Source organism: Nitrosospira sp. Nsp1 (genome assembly GCF_900100985.1).
Taxonomy (GTDB): Bacteria; Pseudomonadota; Gammaproteobacteria; order Burkholderiales; family Nitrosomonadaceae; genus Nitrosospira.
Genome location: NZ_FMUF01000018.1, coordinates 1 through 17236, shown reverse-complemented (window position 1 = coordinate 17236; position 17236 = coordinate 1). Strand labels below are relative to the sequence as shown.

Below are 17236 nucleotides of genomic sequence, written 5' to 3'. Positions count from 1 at the left end.
GTGTTATGGATTACGCCGTATGGCGTTAACTTTGGTTTGCCTCGCTTACACGAGGCTGATCAACCGCTGTTATGCTTATTAACGGAGGGTCAGGAAAAACATTTAGCCGGTTCGTCAAGTTTTTCTTCGCGCGATATTTTTATTCCTGTGGATAGATTTAGAGTGAAAAAATGGATAGCCATTTTTCCCTGGGCAAGTCATTACAATCAAGGAGCGAGCGAGTCTTTCGGTATAGTCTTTCGCAAGCAGGAATCCACTGCCGAATTACACATGATAAGTGGAGGAGAGCACGCGCGATTCGCCGATCAACGGCTGATCTATGTCTTATATCGAAACTTTACCCTGCGAGTGCAGTGTTTGGGGGCGCTATAAGTCCTGATACGATGGGAGCGAGGAGCCCTATGATAAATAGACTGGCAGATAGATGGGACAGGTGGGCCGGGAAAATACACCTCCTGAATCCGGCCCGGATTCAGGCCAGGCCGTTCTTGATTGCGTAGTGAGTCAACTCGGCGTTGTTCTTGAGCTTCATCTTTTCCAGCAGGCGGCTGCGATACACGCTGACAGTCTTGACAGACAGGCACATTTCATCAGCCGCATCGGTAAGGCTTTTACCCGAGGCGATCAGGCATAGCGTCTGGTATTCCCTGTCGGACAAGGCTTCATGAGGCGGCCGGTCGTGGTCGGCGCCGAGGTTGTCCGCCATTGCCTCGGCCAGGCTTGTCGTAAGATATTTGCGCCCCCTCGAGACCTGGTGAATAGCAGCCATCAACTCGCTCGGGGCGCTTTGCTTGGTGATATAGCCGGATGCACCCGCCTTTAGCGCCCGAATGGCATATAAACCTTCCTCATGCATGCTGAGCATGAGTACGCGAATTCCAGGATGTTCCTTCTTGATGTGCTTCAGGACTTCGATGCCGTTCCTGTCCGGCAGCGATATATCCAGCACGACAACGTTCCAGTCGCCCTCGCGTACTTGCCGCATGGCCTCCGAGCCGCAATCCGCTTCTCCGATAAGCATGACCTTCTCGCTCTCCAGCAGGATCTGCCGCAGACCCTGACGTACGATGGCGTGGTCATCGACAATCAGTACATTCATGGCTGCCGCGCCTTCGATAGCAGGATGACCGATTCCGCCACCGGGTCGCCTGGTTCCGGCACGAGTGGAATTGATAAAAGCACCGTCGTACCTTGTTTCTGCCCCCCGCCGACGGTCAGTTTTCCGTCGAGAAGGCGGGCGCGCTCGATCATGCCGCGAATGCCGAACGAATCAAGCTTCATGCGATCCGGGAACATAATGCCGCAACCATTATCGCGCACCTCCAGTTCCAGTTGCCCCTGAGCCGCATGCAGGTTTACCCAGACACATGAAGCATGCGCATGCTTGCTGATATTGGTGAGGGCTTCCTGAAAGATACGGAACACGGCAACCGCGATATCCGGCTCCAGGTCGATATCCTGTTCGGCGCATACCACCTCGCACGGGATGCCGAGCCGTTTGGCAAATTCGCCCGATTCCCACTCGATCGCCGCAACAATGCCGAAATCCATGATGCCGGGGCGTAAATCACGACAGATGCGCTGTATCGAATGCATCGTACGATCCACCATGTGAGATACGGTACGGACTTTTGCCTGTAGGGCTGCACCTTCCTTCCTGCCGTCACTGCCGCCCTCCCCTGCATGCCGCGCCAGCCAGTCGAGGTCGATCTTGATAGCCGTGAGATTACCGCCCAGGTCATCATGAATTTCACGGGCGATGCGGATGCGCTCGTGTTCCCGTGCCGCCATGACGTGTGATGATACTTCTTTCAGGCGTTCGTGCGATTCCTTGAGCTCCGTCTCCCTGCGCCTGCTTTGGGTGACGTTGATGATGATTCCTTCCCAGATTACACCGACTCCCGGTTCCCGGCGCGGGCTGGCTCGCAGGCTGACCCATTTTGTATCGCGGTATGACTCGATCCACAGGCGGCCTTCCCAGTTCCATGTCGTCAGGCTGGCGGCTGAGTGTGCCCTTGATTGGCGCAGGCTCTCTCGATCCTCGCCCGGCAGCACAAGATCCAGCAGCAGCGCGGGGTTCGCTTGCAATTCCTTGACTGCAATATCGAGCAGATTCACACACTGGTCGCTTACGAATGGCATGGAGTGATTGCCATCCTCATGCAGAACATATTGGAATACCATGCCTGGGGCATTTGAAATGACAGCCGGCGGATACGCTTCTCCCCTTCCTGTCCGCCCCGATCCCTCTGGCCTCTCCCGTTGTACAACCTGACCGCTGATTTCGCCAGTGAAGTGCCGGGTGATATCGTTGGCAAGAATGATAAGCAATGATTTGCCGGAGCCCTGCCATAAGTGCAAACGTACCGCTACCGGAAAAATAGTGCCGTCCTTGCGCCTGAAGTATGTCTTGCCCTTCACCTCCCGCTTTTCACCTGCACGCAACGGAGACTGCATGGACCATAGGCTTTCCGCAGCGAAGCCCGGAACATCATCGCGCGGCATGAGCTCGCATAATTCAGCCATCGAATATTGCAAATCTCGCTGGGCCGCTACATTGGCGTATTCGCACCTGAGCGTATCGGCATCGAGCAGATACACTGCGGCGTCGAGATGGGAAAACCGGGAAATGGGAGGGCTCATGCTTGAATCAGGTTTTGAAACAGGAAGAGTGTTTAGCTGAATTATTCAAACATTATGGGAGCTTATCACTATGCGGATTGAAGCGAGCTGTAAGCTTACAGCTTTTATCAACATTGATGGGTTGCGCTTCGCTTCACCTCATCCTACTAATATAAATAACAATGGTTACTCCCTGTCGTGGTGCAGACCGCGTGCACCAGGAAAGCAGGCATCACGATACCTTATCTAGCAGCCTGTCGGACTTAAGGGAAATCGGCTGCAAAAGCGTCTGGCTGGTTCATATTTCACCGCTTTTTCGGCCAATAGAATAACTATTGGCCTTCAAAATCCTCAAAATCTGCCCTCACCCAGTCACTTTTTCGCTGCGATTCTTCAAGTCCGACAGGCTGCCAGCTCATCCAAGGCTTTGCTGATTGCGGCGGAATCGACAGGCCGAACCAGGCGGGCGATCTCCTTCCCGCGGTGCAAAAAGATCAGGGTCGGCCAGAGTTTCACTCTAAAGGAACGCCCAAGCGGACGATCCTTGCCATCTTCGATCTTGATATGGCGTATGGAAGGATGGTTGAAGAAGGCCGAAGCAATCAGCGGTTGGGCGGCACGGCAGTATCCGCACCACGGCGCGCCAAACTCCATGAGAACGGCCTCTTCGAGAGCATCAATCTCTGCACGTGGCGGTTCGATGGCTGCATAGGCGTTGTTCATACCCATATTATAGTCCGCTCCAGGTGCACAGACCGTCTGCCGCGCTGGATGATGCCCGGTCATTGCTACGGCAATGGCGGCTCATATATCATGAATCGAATGCGCAAGTACGGCATATCAATTGTGCCTGATCCTCTGCCATTCTTGTAATTGGTATGAATTCTTCACCTTGCATAAATTCAATTCTTCATCTTGCATAAATTCTTCACACAATAGTGACAATTTTATCACGCCCGACATGCTAGATTACACTCGTAATTCCGCTGCCACTGTTCCAAATTTCAGCATCATGTTTCTTAAGCGACCCGAGGATCAGACATTAACGCCGACAATTATAAAATTCAAGCCGCAGCGAGTTTTCCAGCGCAACCGGATCTTTCCCGGTGAGCTAGGCCAGGCAAAAGGACGGTCCGGGATTTCCACCACACTACTGTGGAGGTTCATATGCTTACCGAGACTCGTCACCTGCAACCACATTTGTTGGAAATTGCGGCGGGAAGGAGGCGGCGGCACCCGCCACTACAAGGTAGTGAAGGTAGCGAGGGCTGTAAAGGCAGCAGTCATGCTCTTGCGCAAGAGCATCGTCATGGCGCGAAATTCAATTTGCTGCGCGCTGCTCGCTCCCGAGTCAAGCACCATTATCACTTGGGACGTACGAGCCCATCCATCCTGTCCGTTCGCCCTATCGAACCTCGGCTCGAGATTTCGAGGGCGGATGGTCGTGTCGCTTTCCGGTTGCCCCAGGCATTGCCGACGCGCGCTAACGATGCTCTTTCTATTTGTCCCTCCCCGCATAACCGCCCTGATGTCAATGAACTGCTGATCAAGGGCATCCGTCGAGATGGTTCGACCTTTCGCCCTAGCGACTGGGCTGAACGGTTGTGCGGCGTAGCAGCGATATTACACTCGGACGCGATAGCGCCCTCTCGCGAGCATTTTGCCGCTCGCCCCCGTTTTGACTGTTCTCTCCTTGTTCGGCCCGCTATCATCTCCGGGGTCCTTTGCGTGATCGTCGACCTGAGCTTGCGCAGCCTCGAACCGTGCGCCTGGGAATTCGTCCGATGTTTCGCGTGTGATAACGACCTTATCGCGCTGGACAGGTTTTCGAGTTGTCGAGGGGGGTTGAATCTGAAAAAAATAAAAGAGTGAGAGAAAGAACAGGTCAGAGACTAGCAGCCTGTCGGGTTTGAAGAATCGCAGCAAAAAAATGACTGGGTGAGGACAGATTTTGAGGATTTTGAAGGCCAATAGTTATTCTATTGGCCGAAAAAGCGGCGAAATATGAACCGGCCAGACGCTTTTGCAGCCGAGGTAGCTTGGGTGAACGGCTGATTGGTCAAATTCGCACCAGCCGGCATCGCCATGGCTTTGACAATACCTTACGGTTGCACCGGCTAACAGCGCTGACAGCGGCGTGCCAACTCGCGGTTGGTTGCGGCATTGGCCGCCTTCCTGCTCTGGTTTTATCGGGAAGTATGCAATCTACAAACGTATGAACCGGTGGTCAGGGAGCGGCATCATCTCGCCGAACTCCGTCGTTCGATCCCTACCGAATATAATCGAACAGCGACAACCCCTGCACTTTCAAAAATGCTTTCTGCGTCGCCTCCAGATAGGTCTGCTGCTGGGTCAAATCGCTGATGACCTTGGCGTAATCGACTCCCCGCAGGTCGGATAGCTGTTGTTTGTACTGAATATCCAACTCCTCGCCGCTGTTGTTGAGCGTATCCACCTCTTTCATGCGCGTGCCTACCGATGCGTGGATTCGCAGCACATTGTCCAGCGCGTTCGAGAGGTTGCTTTGGGCAGTGCTCAAGCCGTTGGCGAGCGCGGTCTTGCTGGCGTCATCGGTCACGGGGGTTTCAAGCACATCGATCAGGTCGGAGAGTGTCTTGAACATGCTCTGGTACCCTCCCCCGTCGGCCGGAATCCGCTCGAATACTTCTCGCCCCGATTCGTTCACGGCAAGCTGGCGGGATGAGCTGGCCTGGATCATGCGGAGGCCTTCGTCGCCGTGATACTGTATGCCGCTGCCTGTGTCGGTGAATGGCTTGGTCGCGCCCTGGAAGCCGGAAAATAAATATTGCCCGTTCCCATCGGTGCGATTTGCAAGGCCCTGCAGTTCTTCAAGATTCCCGCGTAATTCTGTTGCGATGGCGCTGCGTCCGCTGTCGGTAAGCGTGCCGTTAACCGCGTACACGGCCAATCCCTGCGCGTTCTGCAATAAACTTGTTACATCTCCGAGCGTAGCTTCCAGCATCCCGAAACTGGCGGTGGCGTTCTGGCGGTTTATCGCGTATTGCATATTGGCTGAATCGGCCTGGGATACTTCAAGCGCCCGAACATAGGCTGCGGGATTCTCGGAAGGCGTCAGTGCGCGCTGTCCGCTGCTTATCTGTTGCAGGGCTTTTACCTGTGCGGCCTGCTGCCGATTGAGGGCGGCAATGCCGAGTTCATAGCTGGTATTACTGCTGATACGCATGAGGACTCCTTTTTGGTGATTCTATCTCTATCCGGCCTTATCGCAGGTTAGCCATCAGTCCGATGGCGCATACCTGCATCCGCTCGTTACCTTGTAATATCAAGCAGCGCGTCGAACATCTGGTTGGCCGTCTGTATCACCTTGCTGGCGGCGAGATACGCCTGCTGGTAGCGCATCAGATTGGCGGCTTCTTCATCCAGATTCACGCCCGATTCGGATTGCTGCAAAGCTTGTGCCTGGCTCAGAAGTGCCGACTGGGCGCTACTGGTGACGTCCAGTTCACGGGTCTTGTTACCTATCAGGCTGACCACCTGACTATAGGCGCCTTGATAATTCGCCGTGCCACCCGCCAAAGTGCGGCTACTCTGCAATGCACCCAGCAGCAACCCGTTGCGATTGTCCGTCGTCCCGTTGTCGTTGGGGCCGATGCTGAACGTATCTCCCGGCTTGGGTATTCCCGTGAGGGTCACGGTCCATCCGTTGAAACTGATCGGGCTACCCGAAGTGAACGTCATGCCGGTCGGATTACCGGTTCCATTCCCGCTCACATCGAAGGTCGTGGCGCTGGTGAAGGTAAAGGTGACCGGTTCTTTAAGATTGAGGTTGGGGGGCGGCGGGGCATCGACACTGCCGGCGCTGATGCGCCCGGTGCCGGTATTGGCAAGCGGCGCGTCGGTCCGGATCGGTGCGGCCACGGCGATCAGATCGGTATCCTGGATGGCCACCTCAATTTGCCCCGCGCCGTTTATCGTGGGCCGGATCAGAAATTCGTCGCCTGCAACAGCAGTGCCGGAAGCAATATTCAGACGCACGCCATCCACAGTCTGCGGGAGTGTTGCAAAGGTTTGTGCGACGCCGTCGTTAAGCCGCGTGAGGGTGTAATTGGCGCCATCGTACCGCAGCCGGTAATCACTGGTGGTAAGGGCGTTGTAGCCCGTGATATCAGCGGCAATGACCGCGTTGCCGGTATTCTTTGCCGACGCCGCGACCGACGGGCTCGGTATCGTAAAGAATTCGCCACCCAGGTTGCCGTGCACATCCTGCCCCAGCCGATGCTGGTCGTTGAATGTGCCCGCCAGACCGATAGCAACGCGCCCCAGGCCGTTGCGGGCGGCATTGAGTTCGCCGTTGCGAAATTGCAGCAGCCCGCCCAGCTTGCCGCCATCCAGGCTCGATTCCTTGATTGGTAAAGTATTACCACCGGTAACATAACCAATTTCGAGGCGTTGCGGATCCACCGGAGAAGCTCTCGTAGCGAGTTGGAAGGCGGTTGAACCCACGACCAGGGACTGGCCCGTGCCGATAAAGATACTGTAACCGCCATCGCTCTGTTCAACGACCTTGGCGCGAACTTCATTGTTGAGCTGCATGACCAGTTCGTCGCGCTGGTCTCGCAAGTCATTTGCCGGTTGGCCGCCTGCGCTGCCCTCGGCAAGGCTGATGGTTGCATTCAGCTCGCTAATTTTTGCACCCAGCGTATTGATGAGCGAGACACTATTCTCGATCTGTGCGTTCACCCCATCCTGGATTTTATCCAGGCTGTCGTTCAGCGACTGGAAACGCCGTACCAGCACCTCGGCGTTGGAAAGCATGGATTGACGGGAGGCTACATCCGATGGATTGGTGGCAACGTCTTGCACGCCACCGAAAAAATCTTGCAGCGCCGGCGCCAGGCCCAGCCGGCCGGTCGGGTCCGCCAGTAGCGTATCTATCTGGCTCATCTGCGCTAAATAGGTGTCGAGCTGGGCCGATTCCGTCTTTGCCTGTGCAACCTGGCTGACCAGCAACTGGTTATATACGCGCTTTACCGTATCGACCTGCACGCCCCGGCCGATGAATCCGCTGCCGGTGGCTTGCGCGCCGCTGGCCGACTGTACGGTTTGCTGGCGAGTGTAGCCGGGCGTGGCCGCATTGCTGACGTTATGGCCGGAAACAAGCAACCCTTGCTGGGCCGCGTTGAGCGCGCTGAGACCGATACCAAAAATGCCGTTAGCCATATTGTCTCCAAATCCTATCCGTATTCGTTTGATATTTAACGGCTCAGGATCAAAAATATTTAGTTCGTTTAGTCCAATTTGGCAGTGTGCAGGACAGCGAAGGGGAAATATCGGCAGTGGCGCTTACAATGGTGCTTCGCCGGACCACTGGGTGGTCCTGATGATCTGGCTCAGCTTGTCCGCATAATCCGGATCGGTCGCATATCCGGCCTGTTGCAGGCCTTGCGCGAAACTCTCCGCATCAAGGCCTTGCACCGCCTGTGCCAGCACTTGCGCATAGCGCGGGTTGCTGCGCAGAAGATTGGCATAGTCGCCGAAGGCATCCGCATAAGAACTGTAAGCGCGGAATTTTTCCACGCTCTTGCGAGCCACCCCGTTGACGTATTCCGTCGTTACGGACTCTACTACAGGGCCTTTCCAGTTGGCGCCGGCCTTTACGCCGAACAGGTTGTAGCTGGGTGCGCCATCCGGCCCGCGAAGTTCGCGTTTGCCCCATCCGCTTTCCAGCGCAGCCTGTCCCAGCATGAACAGCGCTGGGATGCCAGTCGCCTGGCTGGCCTGCTGCGCATACGGCATCAGCCTGGCCTGAAACTCCATCACATGTGAATGCGCGCCGGGTCGAGGCACTGCCGGAGTGAGCGATTCCGCTCGGGGATTTGCCGACGGCGTCAATAGACCCGATGAACTCGATAATCGCGGTTCGGCTGCGGAGGCCGGTGGTTGCGCATGCTGCGGGGTAAGCAGATGAGGTTGCAATCGCGCCAAGGGCGGAATGCTCCCGGCAGATTGCTGACCAGTGACAGCGGAAGCCGGGGCAGGTGTTTCCTGATCCGGTTCCGGCGGCAATCCGCCACGCAGTTGCCGTATCATGACATCGGCCAAACCCACGCCACGGGAGGCCATGTTCTGCGAGAGCTGCTGGTCGAGCATCGACGTGTATAGGCGGCTCTGCTCGCTGTCCATCAAATCATCCTGGGGCGTGGCATCGCGCATGGCCTTCAGCATCATGTTCATGAACAGGGCTTCAAACTGCCGGGCTGCGGCTTCAAGACCTGCCTGGCCATCTTTTTTCGATGCAATGCGTAACCCGTTGACCGCCTGCACGTCGAGGGCGAATTTGGTGGACAAATCAGCCGAAGCAACCATCAGATGATCTCCAGTTCCGCCCTTAGCGCGCCAGCCGACTTCATCGCCTGAAGAATCGACAGCAGGTCTTGCGGCGTCGCGCCGATGGCATTCAATGCCTTCACCACTTCGGCCAGCGACGCACCTTCAACCATTGTCAGCATCCCCGATTCCTGCTTGATCTCGATCGTCGAGCGCTGCGCCTGCACCGTCTGCCCGCTGGAAAACGGTCCGGGCTGGCTGATCACCGGCTCGGTACTGATGACTACCGATAAGTTTCCGTGGGCAATGGCGCAGGCGTCAACGGTGGCCGACTGGTTCATGACCACCGAGCCGGTGCGGCTGTTGACGATAACCCTTGCCTGAGCCGGCGTGGTGCTGATATTCATGCTTTCCACTTCCGCGATAAATGCCACGCGCTGATCGCTGGCTTCTGGTGCGCGTACCTGGATTGCGCGGCCATCCAGCGCGGAAGCGGTACCTTCGCCGAAGCGGGCGTTGATCGCTTCCACTATGCGTCGGGTATTGGAAAAATCGGAGGTGTTGAGGTCGAGCCGTATGCCATTGCCCTGGGTCAGTACCACGGGCACCGCCCGTTCGACCGTTGCGCCGCCCGCGATACGGCCGGCGTTCAAATGGTTTACCTGTACCTTGCTGCCGCTGGCGGCAGCACCGATTCCGCCAACCAGCAAGTTGCCCTGAGCCATTCCATAGACTTCGCCGTCAGCACCTTTGAGCGGCGTCATCAGCAATGTGCCGCCGCGCAGGCTTCTGGCATTGCCCATGCTGGAGACCGTCACGTCGATAATCTGGCCGGGCTGAGCAAACGACGGCAGCACGGCCGTTACCATTACGGCAGCCACGTTTCTCAAGCGCATATTGGTGCCGGGCGGGACATTGATGCCCATCTGCATCAGCATGCTGTTGAGCGTCTGTATGGTAAATGGCGTCTGGATAGTCTGATCGCCGGTGCCGTCCAGTCCCACAACCAGTCCGTAGCCGACAAGCTGGTTTGTGCGCATGCCCTGGACCGAGGCAAGATCCTTGATGCGCTCGGCGTGTGCCGGGCCCGCCATGGCATAGCACCCGATCCACAGAATAGACAGTAAGTGAACGACAGACTTGAAAGATGGAGGGATCATGGAATCGCTGGGACCGCGGTAATCATTCAATTTTTGACGCAATAATTCATGCGTTTGCTAAAACGGCGAGACAGTCAGGAAAAAGCGCGAGAGCCAGCCCATGGTTTGTGCCTCATCGATATAGCCGTTGGCCTTGTACTCGATTTTTGCGTCAGCCACCTGCACGGACGAAACCATGTTGTTGATGACGGTCTCGGGACGGACTACGCCGGAGAAACGGATGTACTCGGTGCCCTGCGTCATGGACAGTTGTTTTTCGCCGCTTACCACCAGGTTGCGGTTCGGCAGCACTTCAAGCACGGTAACGGTAATCGTGCCGGTAAAATTGTTGGCGGAAGCCGCTTCGCCTTTACCTGCGAAATCATTGGCGGTAGAGGCGCCCATATCCACTTTTTTGGTGATGGGAACGCCAAATACAATAGGCGGGATACCCACATTTACCTCGCCGTTCTTATTGACACTACTATTGGATTTCTTGCTTGCGTTGGTTTTTTCGTTGAGGACGATCACTATCGTATCGCCCACCTGGCGCGCGCGGCGATCTTCAAATAACGGCCGGTGCTGAATGCCCGCCTGATAAATCGCGCCATTGGCGGGCGGTATCCCTGCTTGCGCCGCGCGGGAAGATAGTGGCTGCTGCACGATCGATGCGGGGGCCGGAAGGGTTATGCATCCTGACAGCCCAAACAGAATGGCGGCCATAAGCACGAGAGATGCCGACAACTGTTTGCTGCGTGCGGCAAAAATATTTGCAGTCATCGGGCTGTCCGCATGCTCGCGGCATATTGCCGCTTGCCAGTCATTGTTTCTATAATTTGCCACATTACATTTGCGAGAGGCGCTGCAGCATCTGATCCGAGGTCTGGACCGCCTTGCTGTTAATCTCATAGGCACGCTGGGTCTGTATCATGTTTACCAGCTCCTCCACCACGTTGACGTTGGAAGTTTCCACGTAGCCCTGGTTCAGCAATCCGGTGCCATCCGCACCAGGCGTGTTGAGGTTGGGGGTGCCGCTGGAACCGGTTTCGATAAAGAGATTCTCACCGACGGCCTGCAAACCCACCGGATTGATGAAAGTAACAAGCTGTAACGAACCTACCTGGGCCGGGAGAGGAGAATCCTGCTGGGTTATGGTGACAACGCCATCGCGGCCGATGGTAACGCTCTGAGCATTGGGAGGAATAGTGATGGCGGGCTGAATCTGATATCCGCTCGACGTGACGAGCTGTCCCTCGGCGTCAATCTGAAATGAGCCATCACGCGTGTAGGCTGTCGAACCATCCGGCCGCAATACCTGGAAGAATCCCTGGCCGTTAATCGCCACGTCCTTCCAGTTGCCGGTCTGCTGCAGGTTGCCCTGGGTATACACGCGCTCGGTGGCGACCGGCCTTACGCCGGTACCGATCTGCAGGCCGGACGGTAATTGCGTCTGCTGCGATGATTGCGCGCCAGGCTGGCGCAACGTCTGGTATATCAGGTCCTCGAACACGGCGCGCGAGCGCTTGAACCCATTAGTGCTGACATTTGCCAGATTGTTGGCGATGACATCCATCTGGGTCTGTTGTGCATCCAGACCGGTCTTTGAAATCCAGAGTGAGCGAATCAAGTGGTTCTCCTGAAGGTTGAGCGGTAAGGGCGCTGTGCAGCCGTTGGCTGCCGTGGCGGTATTTGCGACATCGTATAACAGCGCCGAGATGGCCAGCGTGTGGAAAAGAGGGTCAATTCCATGTTTCTTCCCGGTTTCATCCTGATCGGATATGGGGAAATCGTCCTTGGATAACGGGAATTAATCGATGGTGAAAAAGGCGTGATGGCGAAGCGCCAGTTATGCAGATTGCACCAAGTAGGTCGGGCTCCGCCCGACATCGTTTTTGATTGTCGGGCGGAGCCCGACCTACGATTATGCAAGGATTACAGCGGAGTCTGGCGTTCGGATATCAGCCGTTTACAGACAAGAGGACACTGGCGCGTTGAGCATTACCCTCGGCATTCTTCAGCATCTTCATGTGCATTTCAAACTGGCGGGAAAGCGAGATCATGTCGACCAAAGCCTCGACCACATTGACATTACTGCCCTCCAGTGCGCCGCTGCTGAGCGTAACCTCGACGTCGGCCTCGGACTCGCCGCCGGCCGCCAGCCGGAATAGCCCATCCAGGCCGCGCGTGAGTTGGGCCTCGGGAGGATTGACCAGCTTGATGCGGCCAATTGTCGAGGAGATACTCGGTTCATTCGCGCCGGCTCCTGCCGGCACTGTAGAGACCGTCCCGTCCCTCCCGATGGTGACGACAGTATTTGGTGGAATGGAAATCGGCCCGCCGTCGCCCCGTATATTCAGGCCGTTGCGAGTCTGCAAGATCCCGTTGGAGCTGATATGCAGGCTGCCATTGCGTGTGTACGCTTCGCTCCCATCTTCCAGTTGCACGGCGATCCATCCCGGTCCCTGTACTGCTACGTCGAGTTCACGTCCGGTATGCTGCTCGGTACCGGGGCGGAAATCCGCGCCAGCGCTGGAATCCACCACGAATGCCCGCGTCGCCAGCGTATTGCCGAGGATCGGCACGGCACGTAATACGCTGGTCTCGGCACGGTAGCCCGTCGTGTTTGCGTTCGCCAGATTGTGCGACATGGCGGCTTGTTGCCCCAGCGTATGCTTTGCGCCGGTCATGGAAACATAGATCATTCGATCCATGATTACTCCTGTGGTAGGTGGATATTTTAAGCAGGGTTAGAGGACCATGCGGCAGGTTGAGCGGCCTCTGGAACGAACCTCGATTACGGATATCGCCGTGCGTCACGTTCTCGCAACGGTGAAATACGGAATCGAGGCCTAACAGCCTGTCGGGCTTAAAAGAAATCGGCTGCAAAAGCGTCTTGGCGGTTCATATTTCGCCGCTTTTTCGACCAATAGAATAACTATTGGCCTTCAAAATCCGCAAAATCTGCCCTCACCCAGTCACTTTTTCGCTGCGATTCTTTAAGTCCGACAAGGCTGCTAGCAGTTGCAGTTTCTTACATTTTCATGCTTTCCATCACTTCAGATTCACTATCGTCTGTAATAGCTGATCTTGTGTCTTGATGGTCTGGGCATTGGCCTGGTAGATGCGCTGGGCAGTAATCATATTGACGAGCTCCGAGGTAAGCTCCACGTTCGAATCCTCAATTGCACCGGATTGCAATACACCCAACCCTCCGGTATTGGGTACGCCCACTAATGCGGCGCCAGAGGCGGCGCTTTCTTTCCAGGTATTATTACCGCGCAATTCCAGACCCTGGGGATTGGCGAAATTGGCTAGCGCCACCTGGCCCAGGGTTAAAAATTTTCCGCTCGAATAGCTGCCGCGGATTATGCCGTCAGCCCCGACGGCAAACCCGGTGAGCCGACCTGAGGTATAACCGTCCTGCTCCAGCGCGTTGATACCGAAGTTGGATCCGAACTGGGTCGTGCCGGTGAAATCAAGATCGAAAGCCAGAGGGTTGGCGCCGGTGCTGACCGGCGCCGCTACACTGAATATATTGGAACTTAGCGGGTCGAGCGCGCCGTTGGACAAGAAATTCAACGCGCCCACCGATGCGCCGCCATTGAGCAGAGCGCCATCATTGGCCGCAAAGACATCCCAACTATTGGTGCCTGTCTTGAGGAAATAGGCCGACAGTGTGCTCGGGTTGCCCAGGCTGTCGTGAATCGGCAAAAAGGTTGAACCATGGTACGTTGTCGGATCTGCCAGGTTGAAGGCGGCGGAACTGAGCGCCGGTTCGCGCGAATCCAGGTTAACGAGGGCACTCACCAGCGTGGTTGCCGCGGGCGGCAGGTCGGCCGTCGAGATCTGCAGATCGGTTGGCGCGGCGGTACTGACCACGCCGGTTGCGTTCGCCGTATACCCAGTGAGGCGCTGGCCGCTACTATTAACGATGAACCCATCCTTATCCGGATGGAATTGACCGTTGCGCGAATAGCTGATGGTGCCCTGATCGCTCAGGCGAAAAAAGCCGCCGCCGTTGATCGCAACATCGAGCGGATTGCTGGATGCGGTAATGCTGCCCTGATTGAACTGCTGCGCGATTGCGGCAACCTTGACGCCGATGCCGGACTGAACGCTGCTGCCGCCTGAAAGTGAATTGGCAAACACATCCGCAAACTGGGCTTGCGACTGCTTGAACCCCACCGTATTGGCATTAGCCACGTTGTTGCCGATCACGTCGAGATTTTTCGACGCTGCATTCAAACCACTCAAGCCTTGCTGGAAACTCATGATAACTCCTTGGATAGCGCCTCATCCATGAGGCGGAATACTCGATAATGCCCGGTTTAAAAAATTAAAAAATCTGTTTGATGTCGGTCAACCCTACCATTCCAAGTGTTCCGACATTCAGCCGGACGCCTTCATTTCCCTGGGACACGCCCTGAACAGAGCCGAAGGCCAGCGGTTGCGCATCGATCTTCTGATCACCGCGCGACGCTGCAACGCTGAAGCTGTACGTACCATCGGCGGCCTGGACACCCTCGGTGGTCTTGCCGTCCCATGCCAGGGCCAAGGGGCCGGCTGGCAGCGCATCCAGATTCATAACCCGGATTGCGCGGCCTGAGGCATCGTGTATCGTTACTTTCACTTGATCCGCCGCTTGTGCCAGTTCCACGCCGAATATTCCGCCGCCACCCGCCAACCTTAGATCGGACCCGGGCACGAGCACGTCTTTACCGATCATGGTGGCAGCCTGCAGAGATTGTCCCGCGTTAAAGTTGCTCGCCATGGCCTGGATAGTGGCATTAAGCTTTTCGATACCGTTGACCGTACTGATTTGCGCCAGTTGCGAAGTCACTTGAGCGTTATCAAGTGGATTGAGAGGATCCTGATTTTTCATCTGCGTAACCAGCAGCTTGAGAAACCGGTCCTGAGGATCATCCGCCGCCGGTTTAGCCGTATTTTTTGCACCATACGTTGCAAAGAGATTTGAGGCCGATTGTGTATCCTGGATTGTGCTCATGGTTTTTCCTTGTTGTTGCGATGTTTATTGTCCGATGCTTTATTGTCCGATGCTTAGAGTCTTCAGCAGCAGGGTCTTTGCGGTATTCATCATATCCACATTATTCTGGTACGAACGCGAGGCGGAGATCATATCGACCATTTCCTCCACCACATTCACGTTCGGCATGGTCACGAAGCCTTCCTCGTTTGCCATCGGATGGCTGGGTTCGTATATCAACTTCATCGGTGATTGATCCTCGACTACCCCCGACACCTTTACCCCATTGGATGCGTTGTTGGGATCGGCGCCGGCTGCTGACGGGATACTCATGAACAGCACCTGTTTGGCCCTGTATGGCTGGCCATTGGAACTCACCGCGCTATCGGCGTTGGCGAGGTTGCTCGCCACCACGTTCAGGCGCTGATTCTGGGCTGTCATCGCCGAACCGGCGACGGTAAAAATATTGAACAGGGACATGATGCAATCTCTCCTTAACCTTGAATGGCAGACCGCATGATTTTGATCTGGTCGCTGATGAATGTGAGGTTGGCCTCATAGTGAATAGCGTTGTCGGCAAACTGGCTGCGCTCGATATCCATGTCTACCGTATTGCCATCCACGCTTCCCTGTATGGCGGCGCGATACATCAACGGCGCGCCGGCTGCGGCTACCCCGCCGCCACTGCCTGGCGACGCAATATGATTCGGAACATTTGTTGCCAGTTTGACGACCTTGTTGCCGCCGGTATTCTCCAGCGCCTCCTTGAAACTGATGTCGCGCGCCTTGAAGTTCGGCGTATCCACGTTGGCGATGTTGGACGCGATCAATTGCTGGCGATGGGCCCGCAGATTGGCGGCATCCTCGTAAAAGCGAAATGTCGCGTCAAGTTTGTTTATCATGAATTCTCCTCAAGTACATGCTTCCGATACCGGTATTGATTGGAAATTGCACTGCTGCCATGGTATTTCACTCCTGATCGGTCCAAAAGAAAGATCAGCAGGGTTAAAACCCTTTATCTTCGGGTTTAAGCGATCTTTCGCTTCCTGAGATGCGAGGCTGCCTCGCCAACTATTCCGCAGCCACAGGACCACAGGTCCAGTCTGCCTTCCGGAAGGAAGAAATGGGAGGAGGCAATCAATGCCATTTTCCTGCAGGATCAAGAGGTCTGGATCAGGTTGATTGCGGCAAACATGATGCGTTGTCATACATGCGGGCAATTCATCAAATAACGGCCCAAACCCGCCTCAGTTCGACATGCTGCCGAGGCGGCCCGCAGACTAGAATTGCGGCCAACCCCGGTTCACCCTGATCCAGGACATTTTTTCGAGGAATTCGCCATGCCCATCGTGTCTCGCCATGTACTTTCCTGCGGCCTGAGCTTTGTCGCCCTTCTCTCCCTGTCTGCTGCGGCATTGGGCTCGACATCGGCATCGGCGAACACGAGGCAGGATCCGCGTCTTGTCCAGGATATCGTCTTGAACTTCCTGCATACCCAGTCGGCCGGTCTGCCCGGCCAGCCTGAAATCACGCTGGGTGCAATCGATCCCCGGATCAACCTGCCCGCCTGCGCCGCGCTTGAGCCGTCCTTGCCGCCCGGTAGCCGGCCGTGGGGCAATACCACTGTGATAGTGCGTTGCACCGTGCCGTATCAATGGACGATTTACATACGCGCCACGGTAAAAGTCATTGCGGATTATGTTGTCAGCGCCAAGCCTCTGACGCAGGGACATATGCTCACCGCGGCGGATTTGGCCACCCGCAGCGGCGATCTGGCACAGCTTCCGCCGGGTGTTGTCACTGACCCGAATCTGGCTTTGGGTAGAACGCTCTCAGGCAGCATTTCTTTCGGAAGCCCGTTACGCCAGGACATGCTGCGCGCACGAGCGGCAGTGATGCAGAATCAAAATGTGAAGCTGGTCTCCAGCGGACGCGGATTCAGCGTAACCGCAGATGGTAGAGCGCTCAATAACGCCGCTGAGGGACAACTGGTGCAGGTTCGTATTGCGTCGGGTTCGGTGGTGAGCGGGACCGCCCGGGCTGGCGCAATAGTGGAAGTAAGTTATTGATGGACTGTAGACTGTAGATACTCTGTTCCCGTCAACAATAATTTTCGATTTTTCTGCCTCATGCGTGAAGCGCATAGAACCGTCGATTATCGAACGGCTGATTGTGGGTAAAC

Annotated in this window: 16 protein-coding genes; 2 read left to right on the top strand and 14 right to left on the bottom strand. The window is 56.0% G+C overall.

Annotated elements, in window-relative coordinates:
* Nucleotides 1-472: 472 nt before the first annotated feature.
* The 3 genes from BLP78_RS11260 to BLP78_RS11250 form a co-directional block, all read right to left on the bottom strand.
* Nucleotides 473-1099, bottom strand: a complete 627-nt coding sequence (locus BLP78_RS11260) for a response regulator (protein WP_090459285.1) — start codon at nt 1097-1099, stop codon at nt 473-475.
* Entirely contained in the window at nt 1096-2643 is a 1548-nt protein-coding gene (locus BLP78_RS11255) for a sensor histidine kinase (RefSeq protein ID WP_143002944.1), read from the bottom strand. The genes BLP78_RS11260 and BLP78_RS11255 overlap by 4 nt, the downstream gene beginning before the upstream one ends.
* A 372-nt stretch (nt 2644-3015) precedes the next feature.
* On the bottom strand, nt 3016-3345 hold the full coding sequence (locus BLP78_RS11250; protein WP_218118972.1) for a thioredoxin family protein: 330 nt from the start codon (nt 3343-3345) through the stop codon (nt 3016-3018).
* 444 nt (nt 3346-3789) lie between these two features.
* Between BLP78_RS11250 and BLP78_RS11245 the strand changes: the two genes are divergently transcribed.
* Nucleotides 3790-4494, top strand: a complete 705-nt coding sequence (locus BLP78_RS11245; RefSeq protein ID WP_090459283.1) for a DUF3579 domain-containing protein — start codon at nt 3790-3792, stop codon at nt 4492-4494.
* Nucleotides 4495-4891: 397 nt separating this feature from the next.
* Here BLP78_RS11245 and flgL read toward each other — a convergent pair whose 3' ends face one another.
* The 11 genes from flgL to flgB all read right to left on the bottom strand — a co-directional run bounded on the left by flgL (nt 4892) and on the right by flgB (nt 15956).
* Nucleotides 4892-5827: a flagellar hook-associated protein FlgL gene (gene flgL, locus BLP78_RS11240; protein ID WP_090459282.1), complete on the bottom strand. Its 936-nt coding sequence runs from the start codon at nt 5825-5827 to the stop codon at nt 4892-4894.
* 86 nt (nt 5828-5913) lie between these two features.
* Complete coding sequence (gene flgK, locus BLP78_RS11235; protein WP_090459280.1) at nt 5914-7824, bottom strand: flagellar hook-associated protein FlgK; 1911 nt, start codon at nt 7822-7824, stop codon at nt 5914-5916.
* 123 nt (nt 7825-7947) lie between these two features.
* Nucleotides 7948-8970 carry a flagellar assembly peptidoglycan hydrolase FlgJ gene (gene flgJ / locus BLP78_RS11230; protein WP_090459278.1) on the bottom strand — a complete coding sequence of 341 codons (1023 nt, stop codon included), beginning with the start codon at nt 8968-8970 and terminating at the stop codon, nt 7948-7950.
* On the bottom strand, nt 8970-10025 hold the full coding sequence (locus BLP78_RS11225) for a flagellar basal body P-ring protein FlgI (protein ID WP_256330244.1): 1056 nt from the start codon (nt 10023-10025) through the stop codon (nt 8970-8972). The genes flgJ and BLP78_RS11225 overlap by 1 nt, the downstream gene beginning before the upstream one ends.
* A gap of 123 nt (nt 10026-10148) precedes the next feature.
* Entirely contained in the window at nt 10149-10913 is a 765-nt protein-coding gene (locus BLP78_RS11220) for a flagellar basal body L-ring protein FlgH (RefSeq protein ID WP_371128877.1), read from the bottom strand.
* A gap of 1 nt (nt 10914) precedes the next feature.
* On the bottom strand, nt 10915-11697 hold the full coding sequence (flgG, locus tag BLP78_RS11215; RefSeq protein ID WP_090459277.1) for a flagellar basal-body rod protein FlgG: 783 nt from the start codon (nt 11695-11697) through the stop codon (nt 10915-10917).
* A 331-nt stretch (nt 11698-12028) separates the two neighbouring features.
* Nucleotides 12029-12781 carry a flagellar basal body rod protein FlgF gene (locus BLP78_RS11210; RefSeq protein WP_090459276.1) on the bottom strand — a complete coding sequence of 251 codons (753 nt, stop codon included), beginning with the start codon at nt 12779-12781 and terminating at the stop codon, nt 12029-12031.
* A gap of 340 nt (nt 12782-13121) precedes the next feature.
* The gene (gene flgE / locus BLP78_RS11205; RefSeq protein WP_090459274.1) at nt 13122-14342 is read right to left on the bottom strand and encodes a flagellar hook protein FlgE; all 1221 of its coding nucleotides are present in this window, start codon (nt 14340-14342) and stop codon (nt 13122-13124) included.
* Nucleotides 14343-14406: 64 nt separating this feature from the next.
* Nucleotides 14407-15075, bottom strand: a complete 669-nt coding sequence (flgD, locus tag BLP78_RS11200) for a flagellar hook assembly protein FlgD (protein WP_090459272.1) — start codon at nt 15073-15075, stop codon at nt 14407-14409.
* 39 nt (nt 15076-15114) lie between these two features.
* Nucleotides 15115-15534 (bottom strand): flagellar basal body rod protein FlgC, encoded by a 420-nt coding sequence (flgC, locus tag BLP78_RS11195; RefSeq protein WP_090459270.1) that lies wholly within the window; start codon nt 15532-15534, stop codon nt 15115-15117.
* 14 nt (nt 15535-15548) lie between these two features.
* Nucleotides 15549-15956 (bottom strand): flagellar basal body rod protein FlgB, encoded by a 408-nt coding sequence (gene flgB, locus BLP78_RS11190; RefSeq protein ID WP_090459268.1) that lies wholly within the window; start codon nt 15954-15956, stop codon nt 15549-15551.
* A 438-nt stretch (nt 15957-16394) separates the two neighbouring features.
* Between flgB and flgA the strand changes: the two genes are divergently transcribed.
* Nucleotides 16395-17123, top strand: a complete 729-nt coding sequence (flgA, locus tag BLP78_RS11185; protein ID WP_090459266.1) for a flagellar basal body P-ring formation chaperone FlgA — start codon at nt 16395-16397, stop codon at nt 17121-17123.
* Nucleotides 17124-17236: the final 113 nt, after the last annotated feature.